Annotated in this window: 13 protein-coding genes; 10 read left to right on the top strand and 3 right to left on the bottom strand. The window is 67.5% G+C overall.

Going from position 1 to position 16,108, the window contains the following annotated elements:
* Window positions 1-57: 57 nt before the first annotated feature.
* Window positions 58-1,920, top strand: a complete 1,863-nt coding sequence (locus FJV41_RS38925; RefSeq protein WP_141647680.1) for an AMP-dependent synthetase/ligase — start codon at window positions 58-60, stop codon at window positions 1,918-1,920.
* Window positions 1,921-2,083: 163 nt separating this feature from the next.
* Complete coding sequence (locus FJV41_RS38930; RefSeq protein ID WP_141647681.1) at window positions 2,084-2,524, top strand: YciI family protein; 441 nt, start codon at window positions 2,084-2,086, stop codon at window positions 2,522-2,524.
* Between the two features lie 81 nt (window positions 2,525-2,605).
* Here the strand turns inward: FJV41_RS38930 and FJV41_RS38935 are convergent, their stop codons facing one another.
* Entirely contained in the window at window positions 2,606-3,436 is an 831-nt protein-coding gene (locus FJV41_RS38935) for a hypothetical protein (RefSeq protein ID WP_181791240.1), read from the bottom strand.
* Window positions 3,437-3,788: 352 nt separating this feature from the next.
* Here FJV41_RS38935 and FJV41_RS38940 point away from each other — a divergent pair, with 352 nt between their 5' ends.
* From FJV41_RS38940 to FJV41_RS38975, 8 genes are all read left to right on the top strand, one after another.
* Window positions 3,789-4,676, top strand: a complete 888-nt coding sequence (locus FJV41_RS38940) for an aldo/keto reductase (protein ID WP_141647683.1) — start codon at window positions 3,789-3,791, stop codon at window positions 4,674-4,676.
* Between the two features lie 111 nt (window positions 4,677-4,787).
* Window positions 4,788-5,945: an aldo/keto reductase gene (locus tag FJV41_RS38945; protein WP_141647684.1), complete on the top strand. Its 1,158-nt coding sequence runs from the start codon at window positions 4,788-4,790 to the stop codon at window positions 5,943-5,945.
* 120 nt (window positions 5,946-6,065) lie between these two features.
* Entirely contained in the window at window positions 6,066-6,854 is a 789-nt protein-coding gene (locus FJV41_RS38950) for an AraC family transcriptional regulator (RefSeq protein ID WP_246137694.1), read from the top strand.
* Between the two features lie 47 nt (window positions 6,855-6,901).
* Window positions 6,902-7,783: a sterol desaturase family protein gene (locus FJV41_RS38955; RefSeq protein WP_141647685.1), complete on the top strand. Its 882-nt coding sequence runs from the start codon at window positions 6,902-6,904 to the stop codon at window positions 7,781-7,783.
* Between the two features lie 387 nt (window positions 7,784-8,170).
* Window positions 8,171-11,125, top strand: coding sequence for a PQQ-dependent sugar dehydrogenase (locus tag FJV41_RS38960; protein ID WP_246137695.1), 2,955 nt, complete (start codon window positions 8,171-8,173; stop codon window positions 11,123-11,125).
* A 154-nt stretch (window positions 11,126-11,279) separates the two neighbouring features.
* Window positions 11,280-12,824 (top strand): arylsulfatase, encoded by a 1,545-nt coding sequence (locus tag FJV41_RS38965; protein ID WP_141647687.1) that lies wholly within the window; start codon window positions 11,280-11,282, stop codon window positions 12,822-12,824.
* A 184-nt stretch (window positions 12,825-13,008) separates the two neighbouring features.
* Window positions 13,009-13,443: a RidA family protein gene (locus FJV41_RS38970; protein ID WP_141647688.1), complete on the top strand. Its 435-nt coding sequence runs from the start codon at window positions 13,009-13,011 to the stop codon at window positions 13,441-13,443.
* A gap of 55 nt (window positions 13,444-13,498) precedes the next feature.
* Window positions 13,499-14,392 (top strand): GNAT family N-acetyltransferase, encoded by an 894-nt coding sequence (locus FJV41_RS38975; protein ID WP_141647689.1) that lies wholly within the window; start codon window positions 13,499-13,501, stop codon window positions 14,390-14,392.
* 84 nt (window positions 14,393-14,476) lie between these two features.
* Here FJV41_RS38975 and FJV41_RS38980 read toward each other — a convergent pair whose 3' ends face one another.
* Together FJV41_RS38980 and FJV41_RS38985 are read right to left on the bottom strand one after the other, a co-directional pair.
* Window positions 14,477-15,250 (bottom strand): LytR/AlgR family response regulator transcription factor, encoded by a 774-nt coding sequence (locus FJV41_RS38980; protein WP_141647690.1) that lies wholly within the window; start codon window positions 15,248-15,250, stop codon window positions 14,477-14,479.
* Window positions 15,247-16,108, bottom strand: an 862-nt coding sequence (locus FJV41_RS38985; RefSeq protein ID WP_141647691.1) for a sensor histidine kinase, incomplete at its 5' end; no start/stop codon positions are given. The genes FJV41_RS38985 and FJV41_RS38980, both read right to left, overlap by 4 nt.

The following is a 16,108-nucleotide window of genomic DNA, read 5'->3' on the forward strand; positions in this document are numbered from 1 at the left end:
CCCCTGTCCCCTACCCCGCCCGTCCCGATGACTCTTCGTTCGAACAGAGGTGGCCTCATGGCCCACGAACACCCGTCCCTCTCCCAGATGATTCTCGACCGGGCGCGAACGTCGCCGCAGTGCGTCGCATTCCGTGTTCGCCGGGGCGAGGCCTATGTCGACGTCCCCTGGTCGGAGTTGCCAGCGCGCATCGAAGCCATCGCGGCGGGGTTGTTGAGCGCCGGTCAGGTGGATGATGGCGCGTGCATCACCATCGTCGGAAACACCACGATGGAGTCGTGTCTCGTCGACTTCGCCGCCCTGAGCGTCGGTCTCAAGACGGTGCCCGTCTACGCGAGCCTGCTGCCCGAAGAGGTGGGCTACATGCACGTGGACACCGCGGCACAGCTCATCGTCGTGGACGACGGGAGTCAGCTCGACAAGGTGCGAGCCTTTCGCAAGGGCTTCACGTTCTTCGACAGGCGCTACTCGCCGGACGAACTCGGTGCCCGAGCGAAGGTGGTGGTCCTCCATCCGGCCGGGCTTGCTCCCTCGGATGATTGGGAGAGCCTGGAGAGCCTGGAGGCACGGGGGCGCGCCCGACGCGCGGCGCTGGAGGGTGAGATGCGCCGACGAGCGTCGCTGATTCGACGCGAGCACGTCGCGACCTTCACCTATACCTCGGGAACCACCGGAGCCCCGAAGGCGGTGATTCAAACCCACGACAACATGTTGGCGATGCTCGAAGACGTCGCGGACGCGGGGCTGTTGGATGACAACGTGCTCAAGCACGGCTTGTTTCTATTCCTCCCCGCCGCGCACTCCTTCGGACGCATGGTGGAGTTCGCGGGTCCGTTCTTCGGCGCGCCGCTGGTCATGTCGTCGGTGCCTACGCTGGCAGCGGACCTTGTCGCCGCGCGCCCGGGGTTCTTCCCGGCGGCGCCCCGTGTCTTCGAGAAGATGATGGCGAAGGTCACCAGCGCCATCGAGAGCGAGCACGGCCTGCGACGATGGCTTCTGGAATGGGCCCTGCGCGTGGGTCATCAAGTCGCGACCCAGGGCTCCGCCGGCAGGCCGCTGCCGGTGTTGCTGGCGGCTCAGCGGGGATTGGCGGAACGCCTCGTGTTGGCGAAGCTGCGCGCACGGCTGGGGTTGGACAACGCCTCCGTTCTCCTCTCGGGAGCCGCCGCGCTTCGCGTCGATGTGCAGATGTTCTTTCTCTCCTTGGGGCTGACCGTCCTGGAAGCCTATGGACTGACGGAGACGTGCCCTGGGTTGACGGTCAATCGCAAGGAGGACGTGCGTCCAGGGACCGTTGGAAGGCCGTTCAAGCGATGCGAGCTCAAGCTGGGGTCGGATGGTGAGCTGCTGGCTCGCGGGCCAAACATCTCCCGGGGGTACTTGAATCGTCCGGATGCAACGGGTGATGCCTTCGATGAGGACGGATGGTTCCGGACGGGAGATCTCGGCTCCATCGATGCGGAGGGATTCGTTCGGATTACCGGGCGGAAGAAAGAGCTGATCAAGACGAGCGGTGGCAAATACGTCGCGCCGCTGAAGATCGAGGCCCAGCTCAAGCGAAACCCGCTCGTCCAGGAGGCCGTCGTCATGGGTGAGGGGCGGAATTACTGCACGGCCTTGTTCGCGCTCGACACGGAGATACTCGCCGTGGTGGCTCGACGCGAGGGCATTCCGGCGGACCCCACGCACCCTCGAATCACCAGCGTCCTGCAGACCCTGGTCGCGGAGACGAACTCGAACCTGGCGTCCTTCGAGCGCATCAAGACGTTCCGCGTGTCGCCCGGTCCGTTCACGGTGGATGGTGACGAGCTCACGGCGTCGCTGAAGGTCAAGCGCCACGCCGTCGCACGGAAATACGCGGCGTTGATTGAGTCGATGTACGAGGCGGGGCCTTCCCAGATTCCGGTCGCTGCATCCTGAGGAGGCCGAGTCCGCGTCAAGGACCGGCACGCGCGGCTTACGCGCAACCGCCTGTAATCACATGGCTTTCGAAAAAGTCGTGGGCCATGTCGATCTGCCGCGCGGAGACTCGTCGCCAGGTTGAAGGGCGGGAACACTCCTGCCTTCGAATCAGGAGACGAACATGCGCGTGATGGTGGTCGTGAAGGCGAGCCCGAATTCCGAGAAGGGCATCATGCCGAAGGAAGAGATGCTCGCGGCGATGGGCCAGTACAACGAGGAACTGGTGAAGGCGGGAATCATGCTCGCCGGCGAAGGCCTCCACCCCAGCAGCAAGGGCAAGCGGCTGGTCTTCCAGGACGGCAAGAAGCCAAGCGTCGTCGATGGCCCCTTCACCGAGACCAAGGAGCTGATTGCCGGCTACTGGCTGTGGCAGGTGCGGTCGATGGAGGAGGCGGTCGAGTGGGCGCGCCGCTGCCCGAACCCGATGCCGGGTGAGGAGGGCGTGCTCGAGATTCGTCCGGTGTTCGAGGCGGAGGACTTCGGACAGGAGTTCACGCCCGAGCTGCGCGCGCAGGAGGACCGCCTCCGCGAGGAGCTGGAGCGAAAGCAGCAGGGGAAGTAGCCCCACCCCCTCGGCGAGCAGGAGTCCGTCACCTGCCGGTGGCGCCGCGCGCCCACCACGAGGAGACCGCCACCTGGAGCGTCATCTACAGATGCTCCGTGGCGGAGGTTTCGTGAGGTCCCAGGTGTCATAGCCGGGCGGCTTGGGAAGGGTCGTGAAGGACAGCGGGATGTCGAGCTCCCTCCCAGGCTCGTACTGCACGAACCCGTCGCGGTAACGGCGGAGGAGGAAGAGCTGGTGGCTCATGAGGAGCGGGCCAGACTCGTCCAGGGGGATGCCATCCACGTCATAGAGCCGGGGCGCGTCCTTGGGACAGCAGATGTCGTGGCGCACGTACTCGCAGATGCGCGGCGGCTCGCCGGCGGCTCGCACCACCCTCCCGTCGAGGCTGAGAGTCGTGCCTTCGGGGAGCGCCAGGGCCTCGGTAATCGACCGCGGGTGGCGCACCGCGGCCTCCCAGCGCGCCTCCTTCGCCTCGGGAACAAGTTGCTTGGGAATCCGACGCTTCGCCCCCCGGAGTAAGGCACCCACGCGGACGCGCTCTGAAGGACCGGGGAGGCGCTCCACCGCGAAGACATCCAAATCCCTGGGCGCTTCGAGAAGGTCTTCCGGGTCGGGAGGATCGACGCAGAATTCGCACTCGACGAGTCCCAGGTTCCTGCCGTGGTCATCCCAGACGAATTCGGATTCGAACCGTCGCAGGGTGGGCCGCCAGCCGACGGTGCGCTTCTGGATGCGAGCATCCCTCCATGGGTCGAGCGCGGAGAAGACAGCGACGGTGCCGTCCTCGCGATGGACCATCCACAGTGGAGTGCCATCCGGGTGTTGGGCCGCGGCGACCGTGCCCCGAGGGGGAAGCTCCAGGTCGACCGGTCCCTGGGCCCGTGGAAGCTGGATGTGTCCACGAGGCAAGGCGTGAGTCCGCCAGGCGGACTTCCCACAACCACTGACGAGGCAGAGAACGAGGATGACGGAGGCCAGACCCGGTTGCATGGGAAGACGCTATGTCACCCCAAGTGTCGGCGCACTCCATTCCATGGACAGGGAGGCAGGGCCGCCCTTTCGCGCGTTCTGACGCATCCGTGACACAGCCCCTGGATTTTGGGTAGGCGCAGCCATTCGCAACCGCAGCTTCAAGACCCTTCGCCCGCTCGCCACGTAGTCCGGTGCGGCCCGCGTGGCTACGTTTCCCGAACGTCGGTGCGGAGCCTCGAATCGAGGCCTGCCACGAACCACGCAACGGACGCGCAGGGAGGACAGGACCATGAGCACGCAAAGCCCCTCCATCACCCTCAACAACGGAGTACGGATGCCAGCCCTGGGCCTTGGCGTCTTCCAAAGCCCTCCGGCCGAGACCGTGGGCGCCGTCGAAGCAGCCATCAGGACCGGCTACCGGCTGATTGACACCGCGGCCGCGTACTTCAATGAGCGCGAGGTCGGTGAAGGCATCCGTCGCTCCGGCATCGCCCGCGACGAGATGTTCATCGAGACGAAGGTCTGGATCAGCGACTACGGCTACGACGCCACACTGCACGCGTTCGACAAGAGCGCCCGCAAGCTCGGCGTCGAACGGCTCGACCTGCTGCTCCTGCATCAGCCGCTGTCGTCCGCGTTCGACCGCACCCTCGAAGCCTACCGGGCGCTCGAGAAGCTGCTCGCGGACGGCAGATTGCGAGCGATTGGCGTGAGCAACTTCATGCCCGAGCACCTCGACCGCCTGCTGGGCGCGGCGTCCGTCGTGCCCGTCGTGAACCAGATTGAAGTGCATCCATACTTCCAGCAGACGGCACTGCGGCGCGTCCAGGAGAAGCACGGGATCGCGACCCAAGCCTGGTCGCCCATCGGCGGCGTCATCGCCTATGGGGGACGCGCGAAGACCACGTTCGACGACCCGACACTGCTCGGGATTGCGCGCCAGTACGGCAAGTCGGCCGCCCAGGTGATGCTCCGCTGGCATCTGCAGCAGGGCCGCTCGGCCATCCCGAAGTCGGTCAAGCCCTCCCGCATCGCCGAGAACTTCGACGTCTTCGACTTCGAGCTCACTCGCGAGCAACTCGCCGCGATTGACGCGCTCGATACCCAGGTCCGCGGCGGACCGGACCCCGACAGCATCACCCTCGCCAACTACGGCACCGCGATCCCCGAAGCGTAATGACCCGAGCCATCTCGAGCGGCGTGCATGCCCTCGCGGACATGCCGCTCGCGGGCGAGCCGAAGCAGGCTCGCGACGACCTGAACGCAGTGCCTTGAGGGACCCCTGAACATGACAGCAGAACGCAAGAACGCGATGGGACGCCGCTCCCTCCTGCTGTCGGCGGGAGCCGTTGCCGCCGCGCCGCTGCTGGGCTGTGCGGCCGCTGAGGTCTCCACGAAGCCGGCGGCGGCGAGCCCGCCGCCCTCACCCCAGACGCTCGGACGGCGAAAACTGGGCGCGCTGGAGGTCTCCAGCATCGGGCTCGGCGTCCAGAACATGAGCCGCACCTACCAGACCACGGTTCCGAGCCGGCCCGAGATGCACAACATCATCCGGACCGCCTTCGACCGGGGCGTCACCTTCTTCGACGCGGCCGAGGCGTACGGTCCTCATGAAGTCGAGCGCATTCTCGGCGAGGGCGTCGCTCCGTTCCGGGACAAGGTCGTCATCGCAACCAAGTTCGGCTGGAACATCGACCTTGAGACTGGCGAGCGCCGCCCAGGCCTCAACAGCCGCCCGGACCATCTCAAGAAGGTCGTCGAGGGCATGCTCAAGCGCCTCCGCACGGACCGCATCGACCTCCTCTACCAGCATCGGGTCGACCCGGCGGTCCCAATCGAGGACGTCGCCGGAGCCGTCAAGGAGCTGAAGGCCCAGGGCAAGGTTCTGCACTGGGGCCTGTCCGAGATGGGGCCGCGGACGTTGCGCCGCGCTCATGCCGAGCTGCCCGTGAGCGCCGTCCAGAACGAGTACTCGATGCTCTGGCGCGGCCCCGAAGAGCTCATCATCCCGCTCTGCCAGGAGCTGGGCATCGGCTTCGTGCCGTGGAGTCCGCTCGGCGTGGGGTTCCTCACGGGCGCCATCGACGCCAGGACGCGCTTCGCTCCAGGCGACATTCGCGGCGCCGAGACTCGTTTTGCTCCCGAGAACCTGCCGCACAACCTGGCCCTCCTCGACCTGCTCAGGCGCTGGGGCGAGCAGAAGCGTGCCACGCCCGCTCAGATATCGCTGGCCTGGCTGATGGCACAAAAGCCCTGGCTCGTCCCCATCCCGGGGACGACACAGATGGCGCACATGCTCGAGAACATCGGGGCGGCTGACGTGCGCTTCACGTCCGCCGAACTCGCTGAGCTGAATAGCGCCGTCTCAGCGGTCGAACTCCGCGGCGCCCGGCTCCCGGAACAGGTGCTGGTCTTCTCGGGAGTCGAGGCGCCCCCGAAGAAGTGACGCTGGATGCTCTCGGCAAGTCGATAGCCGACGGATGAGCGTGCGATGAGCGCCGCGTCGGCCACGGGTCAACGCGGCATCTCCAGGAACGCGGAGCTCCAGTCCTGGTAGAAGACGGGCGTGCCGCGAGAGAAGCGATGGCTCGGCCATGCGATGGTAGGCCCGCGCTGGCTGGCGTACTGGGGAACCATTGGCCCCACCCAGGAGCATGCGCATCACGCGTTCCAGCTCATCCGCGCCACCGAAGAACCGCTCCCACTCGTGGATGCGCAGGGGTGCCGCACGGAGGGACAGGTGGCCGTCATTCCTCCGGACACCCCTCATCGCATCGAGCGAGGGACAGCACGTGCGTTGCTCGTCTTCGTGGACCCGGACGACCGGAGAGGTCGCGGGTTGCGGCGGCTTGAGGTGGGCGAGTCCTCGGCGGCGTGGATTCAGATGGGGACGCCACTGCTTCGCGTCCCCCTCCCCACCGAGTCGGTGCGCGCGGAGGACTGGACGCGACTCGTGGAGGCTCTGCTGGCTCAGCTGATGGGCGAGGAGACCTCTCCCGGTCCGGTACACCCGGCCATCAAGCGCCTCATTGAACTTCTCCCGAGCCGCATCGAGGCGGGCGATGTGAGCCAGAGCGCGCTTGCACGGGAGGTAGGACTGTCCGCCAGCCGGTTGGGACATCTCTTCTCCACCAGCGTGGGCATCCCGTTGCGTCCCTACATCCTCTGGCTTCGCCTCCGCCGGGCCACCGAAGCCTTCCAAGGCGGCGCCACCCTCACGCAGGCAGCCCACGTCGCGGGCTTCACGGACAGCTCACACCTCAGCAACACATTCCACCGCATGTTCGGACTGGCCCCCTCGGAGATCGCGCGGGGCATCGGGTGGGTGAGCGAGCCGCTCGCGCCCAGCAAGTAGCCAGTTCTTCCAAGTCAGCGGAGGTGCGGCGATGCCACCCTCCTCCCATGCTGACAACTCCCCTCGAAGCCTCTTCAACATCCCCGGCGCGCCAGGCGCTCCGCGTGGGCTACCCGCTCTTCATGCTCCTGGGTGTCAATGGCGCGGCCCTGGCCCTGGCCCACGGCGGTGCCTCGAAGGCGTGGCTTGGCGGCCTCCTCCTGGCAGCCATTGGAGCCTCCTTCCTGGCGGAGCGCGCCATCCCCTACGAGCCCGACTGGAATCGTTCTCATGGAGACGTCGGTCGAGACCTCCTCCACTTCCTCGTCAACGAAGCCTCCAATGTCCTGGCCGTGCTCGCGCTGCCCTTTCTTTCAGGCTGGGTGCGTCTGCACGACGCGTGGCCTCATGCGTGGCCGTTCGTCCTCCAGGTCCTCTTCGCCGTGCTCGTCTTCGACTTTGGCGTCACCTTGACGCACTGGCTGAGCCACCGCGTGCCGGCGCTCTGGAGATTCCATGCCGTGCATCACTCCGTGAAGCGCTTCTACGGCTTCAACGGGCTGATGAAGCATCCGCTCCACCAGGCATTGGAGCTGACGGTGGGCGTGGCGCCACTGCTGCTCATCGGGCTTCCTTCGAGCGTCGCGACAGCGCTCGCCGCACTCACGGTCGTGCAGCTCCTGATGCAGCACTCGAACGCGGATTACACGGTGGGGCGGCTGAAGTACGTGCTGGCCCTCAATGCGGGACACCGCTTCCACCACCTCAAGTGGGGAGGCGTCGGCGACGTCAACTTCGGTCTGTTCACCCATCTCTGGGACACCCTGTTGGGCACGTGGTTCTACACACCCGAGCGACGGTTCTCCTCGGACGACCTCGGCATCGCCAAGGAGCCGGACTTCCCTGTGGGCTATCGGGCACAGCTCCTCAAGCCCTTTCAGGGCAAGTGAGCGCCCCGCGGGCACGTTCAGCACCGCGGCTCGCGCGGCGGCAAGGGCAGTCGCCGTTTCGAACTTCAGCCGCGGTGAAAACTGCCCGGCTGGAGGTACGGAGGGCATCCGCATCATCGGCAGCCTGGAATCGGTCGTCGTCGATTCGTCAGGCAGCCCGTTGGCGCCAGCCCCCCAATTCATTCCCTGACATGAAAGGAAGCGGCGCACCCGCACCTCCGCCCGTTCACCTACCCTCGAACTTTATGCCTGTCAGTCGCTCTGGGTTTCATGCCACTCCCGCTAAACAGTCTTTCAATGTAAACCAGGACAGCGCCATCAACGTTCACGCAGCCCCAGGGGCCGCGTGAGGCTGTTCAACCGGGAGAGGTCGCGATGCCATCACAGGTGAGAACGAGTGTAGGAGCGTGGTGCCCCAGGCCGCTCTTCGTCGTGTGGGCGGTCTTCTCCCTCGTCGTGGGCTGCTCGATGCCGTCGACGCCGGAGCCCTCAGAGCTCGCGAGCGCTCGCGCGGGCGCGGTCATTCAAGACGCCAACTTCGCCGACTCCGTCTTCGTCAGTGGCCTCCAGGGGCCCACCACCATGACCTTCGCGCCCGACGGGCGCCTGTTCGTCTCGGAGAAGAACGGCTCGCTGCGCATCGTCCAGAACGGCCAGCTCCTGGCGACTCCGTTCCTGACGCTCGCCGTGGACACCGGCAACGAGCGGGGACTGATGGGCGTCGCGTTCGACCCCAACTTCGAAAACAACCATTACCTGTATGTCTATTACACGTCGGTCGCCGGTAGCATTCACAATCGCGTCAGCCGCTTCACCGCCAACGGCAACGTGGCGGTTGCCGGAAGTGAGCTGGTGCTCGCCGACCTTCCGACGCTCGACGCCGCCAACCACAACGGCGGGGCGGTTCGCTTCGGACTCGACGGCAAGCTCTACGTTTCGGTCGGCGAAAACGCGGTCTCCTCCAATTCGCAGAGCCTGAACACGCCGCTTGGAAAGCTGCTGCGCTTCAACTCGGACGGGAGCATTCCCACCGACAATCCGTTCTATGCGACGGCCACGGGGCTCGCCAAGGCGACCTGGGCAATGGGGCTGCGCAATCCCTTCACCTTCGACGTCCAGCCCGGCACCGGGACGCTGTTCATCAACGACGTGGGCGAAGGCGGCTGGGAAGAAATCAACCGCGGTCAGGCCGGTGCCAACTACGGCTGGCCGATGACGGAAGGCTATTTCACGAACCGCCCGGGGCTCACGCAGCCGTTCTTCGCGTACCCGCATGGCTCCGGCACGGCCTCGGGCAACTGCATCGCGGGCGGGGCCTTCTACAACCCACCGGTTTCCGCGTTCCCCAGCGCGTACGTCGGCCAATACTTCTTCGCGGACTACACCAACAATTGGATATCGCGCATCAACCCGAACACCGGCGCGAATTCGCTGTTCGCGACGGCCGTCTCGGGGCCCGTGGACCTCGATGTCGGGCCCGACGGCGCGCTCTACTATCTGGCGCGCGGCACGGGCCAGGTGGGTCGCATCGCCTACACGGCTTCGCTGCCGCCGAGCATCGCGCAGCCACCGGAGAGCACTTTGGTCTCGGTCGGCGGTCCGGCGACCTTCACCGTGTCCGCGAGTGGCGAGCCACCTCTCACCTATCAGTGGCAGCGCAACGGCGGGAACATCGCCGGCGCGACCTCGACGAGCTACGTGCTGAACGCCGCGCAGCTCGCCGACAGCGGCGCGCGCTTCCGGGTGGTCGTGACCAACGGGCTGGGTTCAGTCACCAGCGCCGAGGCGGTGCTGACGGTGACGTCCAACAAACCGCCGGTGGCCACCATCGCGACTCCGGTCGCGGGCGCGACCTATATCGCGGCCACCTCCATGCTGTTCTCCGGCTCGGCCAGCGACTTGGAGGATGGCGCGCTGCCGCCGAGCGCGATGACCTGGAACATCACCTTCCATCACGATACCCACACGCATCCCGCCATGGCCGATACGACCGGCGTCGCGAGCGGGAGCTGGCCCATCCCCAGCATCGGCGAGAGCTCCGCCAACGTCTGGTATCGCCTGCGGCTCACGGTGCGAGACTCGATTGGCCTCACCCACACGACGTATCGCGACGTCCACCCCGTCACGGTGCCGCTCCAGGTGACCAGCGTGCCAGGGGGACTGCAGGTGCTGATGGACGGGCGGCCGTTCGCGGCGCCGCATGACACGACCGGCGTGGTCGGCGTCGTCCGCTCGGTGGGCGTGGACTCGCCGCAGTACGCGAACGGACGATTCTGGGCGTTCTCGTCATGGTCGGACGGCGGCGCGCAATCACACACCTTCACCACGCCTGGCAGCGCGGCCACCTACACGGCCACGTTCGTCGAGACCTCGGGCGGGAGCTGCTACCAGATTCAAAGCGAGCGCTCCGACAAGTGGCTCATCGTCGACACCGCCGGCAAGGTCGTCGCCGGCAGCGCGACACAAGCAGGCGGGCAGATCTTCCAGCTCGTTCCGACCGGCACCCGGTACAAGCTCAAGGGCTCGGGCGACGCGTTCCTGGCGGTGGTGACGAACCAGCTCGCGATGAGCGCCAACTTCTCCAGCGGAGAGTCGTTCACGCAGCTCCCTTGCGGCTATGGCGGGCGCAATCGAGTCGGCTTCCAGGCCTCGGCGGGGAGCGCGCCCCATTGGAAGGAGACCACGCCGGACGGACCCATCCAGAGCGGCGACGGCGGCAATGGCGGCGCCTGCAACGCGGGTGATGGCGGCGCCTGGGAGGGCTTCTACCTGGAACCGGTGACCTGCCCGGATGGAAGCACCGGACCCGTGTGCGGAAACGGCACCGTCGAGAGCGGCGAGCAATGCGACGACGGCAATACCCAGTCAGGCGATGGCTGCGATGCGACGTGCCGCACCGAGACCAGCGGCGGCGCGGGCTGCTTCCGCATCCAGAGCGAGCGCAGCGACAAGTGGCTCACCGTCGACGGCGCTGGAAAGGTGGCCGCCCTCGGCACGACGCAGGCCAGTGGCGAAGTCTTCGAACTCGTCACGAGCGGCGCGAAATACAAGCTCAAGGGAGCCAGCGGCGCGTTCCTGGCGGTGGTCACGGACCAGCTCACCGCCAGCGCCACGCTCACCACGGCGGAGCCGTTCACCCGCCACGACTGCGGCATCCACGGCGGCCGCAATCGATATGGCTTCGAGGCGTCGACAGGCACCGCGCGCAACTGGAAGGAAGTCACCACGGGCGCTCCCATCCAGAGTGGCAACGGCGGCAACGGGGGCATCTGCAATCCCACCGACGGTGGCTCGTGGGAAGCCTTCTACCTGGAGCCCGCGACCTGCCCTTCGATACGCTGAAGTGTCGACGACAGGAACGAACGCAGGGCCATGCGGAGCCCCGAGGGGAGCAGCCACAGCGAGCATTTGACCGTCACCAGCTTTGCCTCCTCCCCCTGCCCCCCCACTTTCATGACGTCCAGGAGCCAGTCGCCCACCGCGCGAGGGAGACGTCATGAAGAAGAAGAAGAAACCGAACATTCTCGTCATCTGGGGAGACGACATCGGGTGGTTCAACCCCAGTTGCTACCACCAAGGGGCGATGGGCTACCGCACCCCGAACATCGACCGCATCGCGAAGGAGGGCGCGCGCTTCACCGACTGGTATGGACAGCAGAGCTGTACGGCGGGCCGCGCGGCCTTCATCACCGGTCAGTCCCCCATTCGCACGGGCCTCACCAAGGTGGGGCTGCCCGGCGCGAAGCTGGGGCTCCAGGCCGAGGACCCGACCATCGCGGACCTCCTCAAGCCGCAGGGCTATGCCACCGGCCAGTTCGGCAAGAACCACCTGGGCGACCGCGACGAGTACCTGCCCACGATGCACGGCTTCGACGAGTTCTTCGGCAACCTCTACCACCTCAACGCGGAGGAGGAGCCGGAGAACTCGGACTACCCCAAGGACCCGGGCTTCCGTCAGCGCTACGGGCCGCGCGGCGTGCTGCACTGCTTCGCCAATCCCGACGGCACTCAGCGCATCGAGGACACGGGGCCGCTGACGAAGAAGCGCATGGAGACGGTGGACGAGGAGTTCGTGGAAGCCACGCTGGGCTTCATGGACCGGGCCCATGCGGACGACAAACCCTTCTTCATCTGGTTCAACTCCACGCGCATGCACGTCTTCACGCACCTGAAGAAGGAGTCCCAGGGCGTCACCGGGCTGGGGCTCTACCCGGACGGCATGGTGGAACATGACGGGCACGTCGGCAGGCTGCTCGACAAGCTGGACCAGCTCGGCATCGCCGACGACACCCTCGTCATCTATTCGACCGACAACGGCGCGGAGGTGATGAGCTGGCCGGATGGCGGCAGCACCCCGTTCCGCGGCGAGAAGGACACCAACTGGGAAGGTGGCTGGCGAGTCCCCTGCGTCATCCGCTGGCCGGGGGTCATCGAGCCGGGGACCGTGTCGAACGAGATGTTCTCGCACACCGACCTGCTGCCCACGCTGCTCGCGGCGGCTGGCGAGGGCGACATCGTCAAGAAGCTGGAGCGCGGCCACACGGCTGGCGGCAAGACGTTCAACGTCCATATCGACGGCTACAACCTGCTGCCCTTCCTCAAGGGCGAGGTGAAGGAGAACCCGCGTCGCGGCTTCTTCTACTGGAGCGACGACGGGGACCTGATGGCGCTGCGAGTTGGCGCCTGGAAGGTCGTCTTCATGGAGCAGCGAGCCCACGGTTTGAGCGTCTGGCGAGAGCCGCTCGCGGAGCTGCGCATCCCGAAGCTCTTCAACCTCCGGAGCGACCCCTTCGAACGGGCCGACACCGACGCCTCCATGTACTACGACCGATGGTTCGCCGAGCGCGGGTTCGCCCTGGTTCCCGCGCAAGAGATTGTCGGCGAGTTCCTGAAGACCTTCGAGCGGTTCCCGCCCCGTCAGCGCCCCGCGAGCTTCAGCATCGACCAGGCACTGGAGCGCGCCCGCGACAAACACGAGAGGCTCGCCGTCGCGGCACCCTCCGACGAGGCACCCTCCGCGGAGCAGCCCGCGGTCCACTGAACTCCCGGCGCGGAGGCGCACTCACGCCTCCGCGCCGGAGGCCTTGAACGTGCGACGTTGACCATGGCCGGAACCCGCGCGGGCCTCGCCCCCGATTCAATTGAAGCTCGGGGTGCTCACTCGCATATTCGGGTCCGAACTCCGAACCTGGATGAGTCGCCTCCAGGTCTCCTCCAGGTGAACCATGGGACAGACCGCTGAACCCTCGAAGACGTCGCCGCTGGTCCTGACGAATCCCAAGGGACTGTTCGACCCGGCGCCCTACGGCTTCTCGCATGTGGCGCAGGTGGCGCCCGGCACCCGGCTCATCTACCTGGCGGGGCAAGGTGGGGAGCGTGAGACCGGGGCCCTCGAGCCCGACTTCCGTCTCCAGGTGCGACAGGCGTTCCAGAATGTCCGCACGGCCCTGGAGTCCGTGGGGGCCGGCGTCGGCGATGTCGCCAAGCTCACGATGCTCGTGGTGGACCACACGGAGGAGAAGCTCAGGATCATCGGCCCCGAGCTGGACGCGGCCTGGAGCGGCGGCATGAAGCCGACCTGTACGCTCATTCCCGTTCCTCGGCTGGCGCTGGACGGGATGCTCTTCGAAGTCGAAGCGGTCGCTGTCCTGCGTGCCTGACCGCTCGCACGGAGCCGAAGTGCGGCTCAATCACAGTCTGGTGTAGAATGGAGGGGTGCTCCGTCTCCGCCCCTATCGCGATGTGGCCGACCACGAGGCCATGGCCCGCCTCGTGGTTCAGGCCTGGGCGGAGCGCGGCCCCCATGTGGAGTGCGCGGTGGGGGACCTGACCTGGCGCCTCTTGCGCAACGCACAGGTGCTGCCACGGGAGGACATCTCCCTCTGGGAGCGCGCGCCCGGGCAGCTCGCTGGCTTCGCGTGGGCCTATGGCAACGGCGACGTGGACCTGCTCGTCCACCCACTCGAGCACGCGGACGCCTTCGCGGTGGACGTGCTGCCCTGGGTGCGCGCGCGCCACGGGCGCACCCCGCAGCCAGCCACCCTGTGGGCGCTGGAGAGCAATGGCCCGCTGCTCGCGGCGCTGCGGAGGCTGGGCTTGCGCACCACGGGCGGATGTTATCTGCACCTCGCGCTGCCGCTGCACGCGCTGCCTCCCTCGCCGCCTCCGCTGCCCGAGGGCTATCGGGTGCGCGCGATGCGGGGCCCCGAGGAGGTGGCCGCGCGAGCCCTCGTGCACCGGCGCGGCTTCGGCACCGAGCGGGTGACGACGGAGGTGTACGCGCGCCTCATGGAGGCACCGCGCTACCAGCCCGCGTTGGACCTCGTCATCGAGGCGCCCGACGGCAGCCTCGCGGCCTGCGCGCTGGGCTGGCTCGACGAGGCCAACGCGGTAGGCGAGTTCGAGCCGGTGGCATGCGCCCCAGAGCACCGGCGACGCGGGCTCGGGCGTGCGCTCCTTCACGAGGGGCTCGGGCGCATGCGCGGGCTGGGGGCCAGGCAGGCCGTTGTGTACGCCTTCGAGGGCAACCCCGTCTCTGTCGCCCTCTACCAGTCCTCGGGATTCACCGTGGTGGACCGCAACCTCGGCCACACCCTGGAGTCCCCATGAACTCTCGCCTCCTACGTCGCTGCCACCCTCCCCGTTGACGCGGGCAATCTCGCGCACTGGAGTGCCCCTCCAGGGCTTGCTGCCTCATGGACGGCCAGCGGGACTCCGGGTGCCACCCAACCGCTCACGGAGTTCGCGCAGCCGGTCGCGCGCCACGGAGAGCACCGTCCCGTCCTTCAGGTGCACACGCGCGTCGCCGTAGCCCCCCAGGACCTCCACAATCGCATCGAGATGGACGAGCGTGGCGCGGTGGATGCGCAGCCAGCGCGTCGGGTCGAGTCGGCGTTCGAGTTCCGCGAGCGACATGTCCACCACATCGGTGCGCCCGGCACGCGCCACGTAGACGAGCCGGTCCTCGGCATACAGGTGCGTGGCGTCCGCGAGTTCCACCACACGCACGCGGGTGCCCGTCCTGGAGGTGAGCCGCGACAGCGGCGTGGGGGGCTGGAGTGCCGCTTCCAGCGCACGCAGCCGCTCCTGCGCGAGCATGGGGTGCATGCGCGCGAGCTTGTCCAGCGCACGCGTGAGGCCTCGCGCGTCCACCGGCTTGAGCAGATAGTCCACGGAACTCACCTCGAAGGCCTGCAGCGCGTATGTGTCGAAGGCGGTGGTGAACACCACGGGCGGCGGCATGGGGAGCGCCCGCACCAGCTCGAAGCCGCTCATGCCCGGCATCGATACATCCACGAAGAGGGCGTCCGGGGGCTCGGCGCGCAGTGCCTCCGCGGCCTCCACCGGGTCGGTGTACGTGGACACCACCGTCACACGCCCCGTTTCCTCGAGCATGCGAGCGAGGCGCCGCAGCGCGAGCGGCTCGTCATCCACCAGCACGGCGCGAAGGAGCCCTGGTGCACTCATGCGGCCTCCGTGCGTGGAAGCCACACCCGCACGCACGCGCCGACACCGCCCTCGCCCCGCGCAATGGACAGGCCCGCGTCCTCCGCCCCGTAGGAGGACACCAGTCGCCGCGTCAGCATGTCGAGCCCGTGCCCTGGAGGCGGCGGCCCTTCGATACCAGGGCCGTCGTCCCGCACCTCCAGGTACACGCGGCCGGCATCCGCGCGCACCACCACCCGGACCTCGCCACCCTCGCGCCTCGGGGACACGGCGTACTTCACGGCGTTCTCCACCAGCGTCTGCACCGCGAAGGGAGGCACCGCGAACCTTTCGAGGCCCGGCTGCACGTCGAGCGAGCAGCGCAGCCGCGCGCCCAGTCGCACCCGCTCGAGTTCCAGATAGTCGGACACCAGGTCCAGCTCGCGCAGCAGCGGGACATGGCGCCCCGCCCCCGCATCCAGCGAGGAGCGCAGCACGGACGCCAGTCGCTCCACCATGGCCTCCGCGGCGCGCGGGTCCTCGCGCACCAGCGTGGCGATGGAGTTGAGGGTGTTGAAGAGGAAGTGTGGCTGCAGGCGCGCGGACAGCGAGTCGAAGCGCGCCTCCGCCTCCAGCCACTCGGCACGCTCGCGCAGCGCCTCCGCCTCGCGCACGCGCGCATCCCGCCCGTGGATGCGGCCCGCCATTCGGGAATACACGAACGTGCACACCCCCGCGGGCAGGCTCAGCACCAGGCCGATGCCACCGTCGACGAACAGATGCTGCCGGAGCTCCGAGGTGGGAAAGGCGCCCAGGCCCGCGAGCGTCACGGTCGCCACCGTCATCATCACGGCCGTGATGACCGCGCACGCGGCCAGGCACTTGAGCAGGGCGGGACCT

The organism is Myxococcus llanfairpwllgwyngyllgogerychwyrndrobwllllantysiliogogogochensis (assembly GCF_006636215.1).
Taxonomy (GTDB): Bacteria; Myxococcota; Myxococcia; order Myxococcales; family Myxococcaceae; genus Myxococcus; species Myxococcus llanfairpwllgwyngyllgogerychwyrndrobwllllantysiliogogogochensis.

What these genes read in the sequence shown, in the direction of transcription:
- FJV41_RS38955 (WP_141647685.1), top strand. Translation starts at nt 6,902, where the DNA reads ATGCTGACAACTCCCCTCGAAGCCTCTTCAACATCCCCGGCGCGCCAG.
- FJV41_RS38980 (WP_141647690.1), bottom strand. Translation starts at nt 15,250, where the DNA reads ATGAGTGCACCAGGGCTCCTTCGCGCCGTGCTGGTGGATGACGAGCCG.
- FJV41_RS38945 (WP_141647684.1), top strand. Translation starts at nt 4,788, where the DNA reads ATGACAGCAGAACGCAAGAACGCGATGGGACGCCGCTCCCTCCTGCTG.
- FJV41_RS38970 (WP_141647688.1), top strand. Translation starts at nt 13,009, where the DNA reads ATGGGACAGACCGCTGAACCCTCGAAGACGTCGCCGCTGGTCCTGACG.
- FJV41_RS38930 (WP_141647681.1), top strand. Translation starts at nt 2,084, where the DNA reads ATGCGCGTGATGGTGGTCGTGAAGGCGAGCCCGAATTCCGAGAAGGGC.
- FJV41_RS38925 (WP_141647680.1), top strand. Translation starts at nt 58, where the DNA reads ATGGCCCACGAACACCCGTCCCTCTCCCAGATGATTCTCGACCGGGCG.
- FJV41_RS38965 (WP_141647687.1), top strand. Translation starts at nt 11,280, where the DNA reads ATGAAGAAGAAGAAGAAACCGAACATTCTCGTCATCTGGGGAGACGAC.
- FJV41_RS38940 (WP_141647683.1), top strand. Translation starts at nt 3,789, where the DNA reads ATGAGCACGCAAAGCCCCTCCATCACCCTCAACAACGGAGTACGGATG.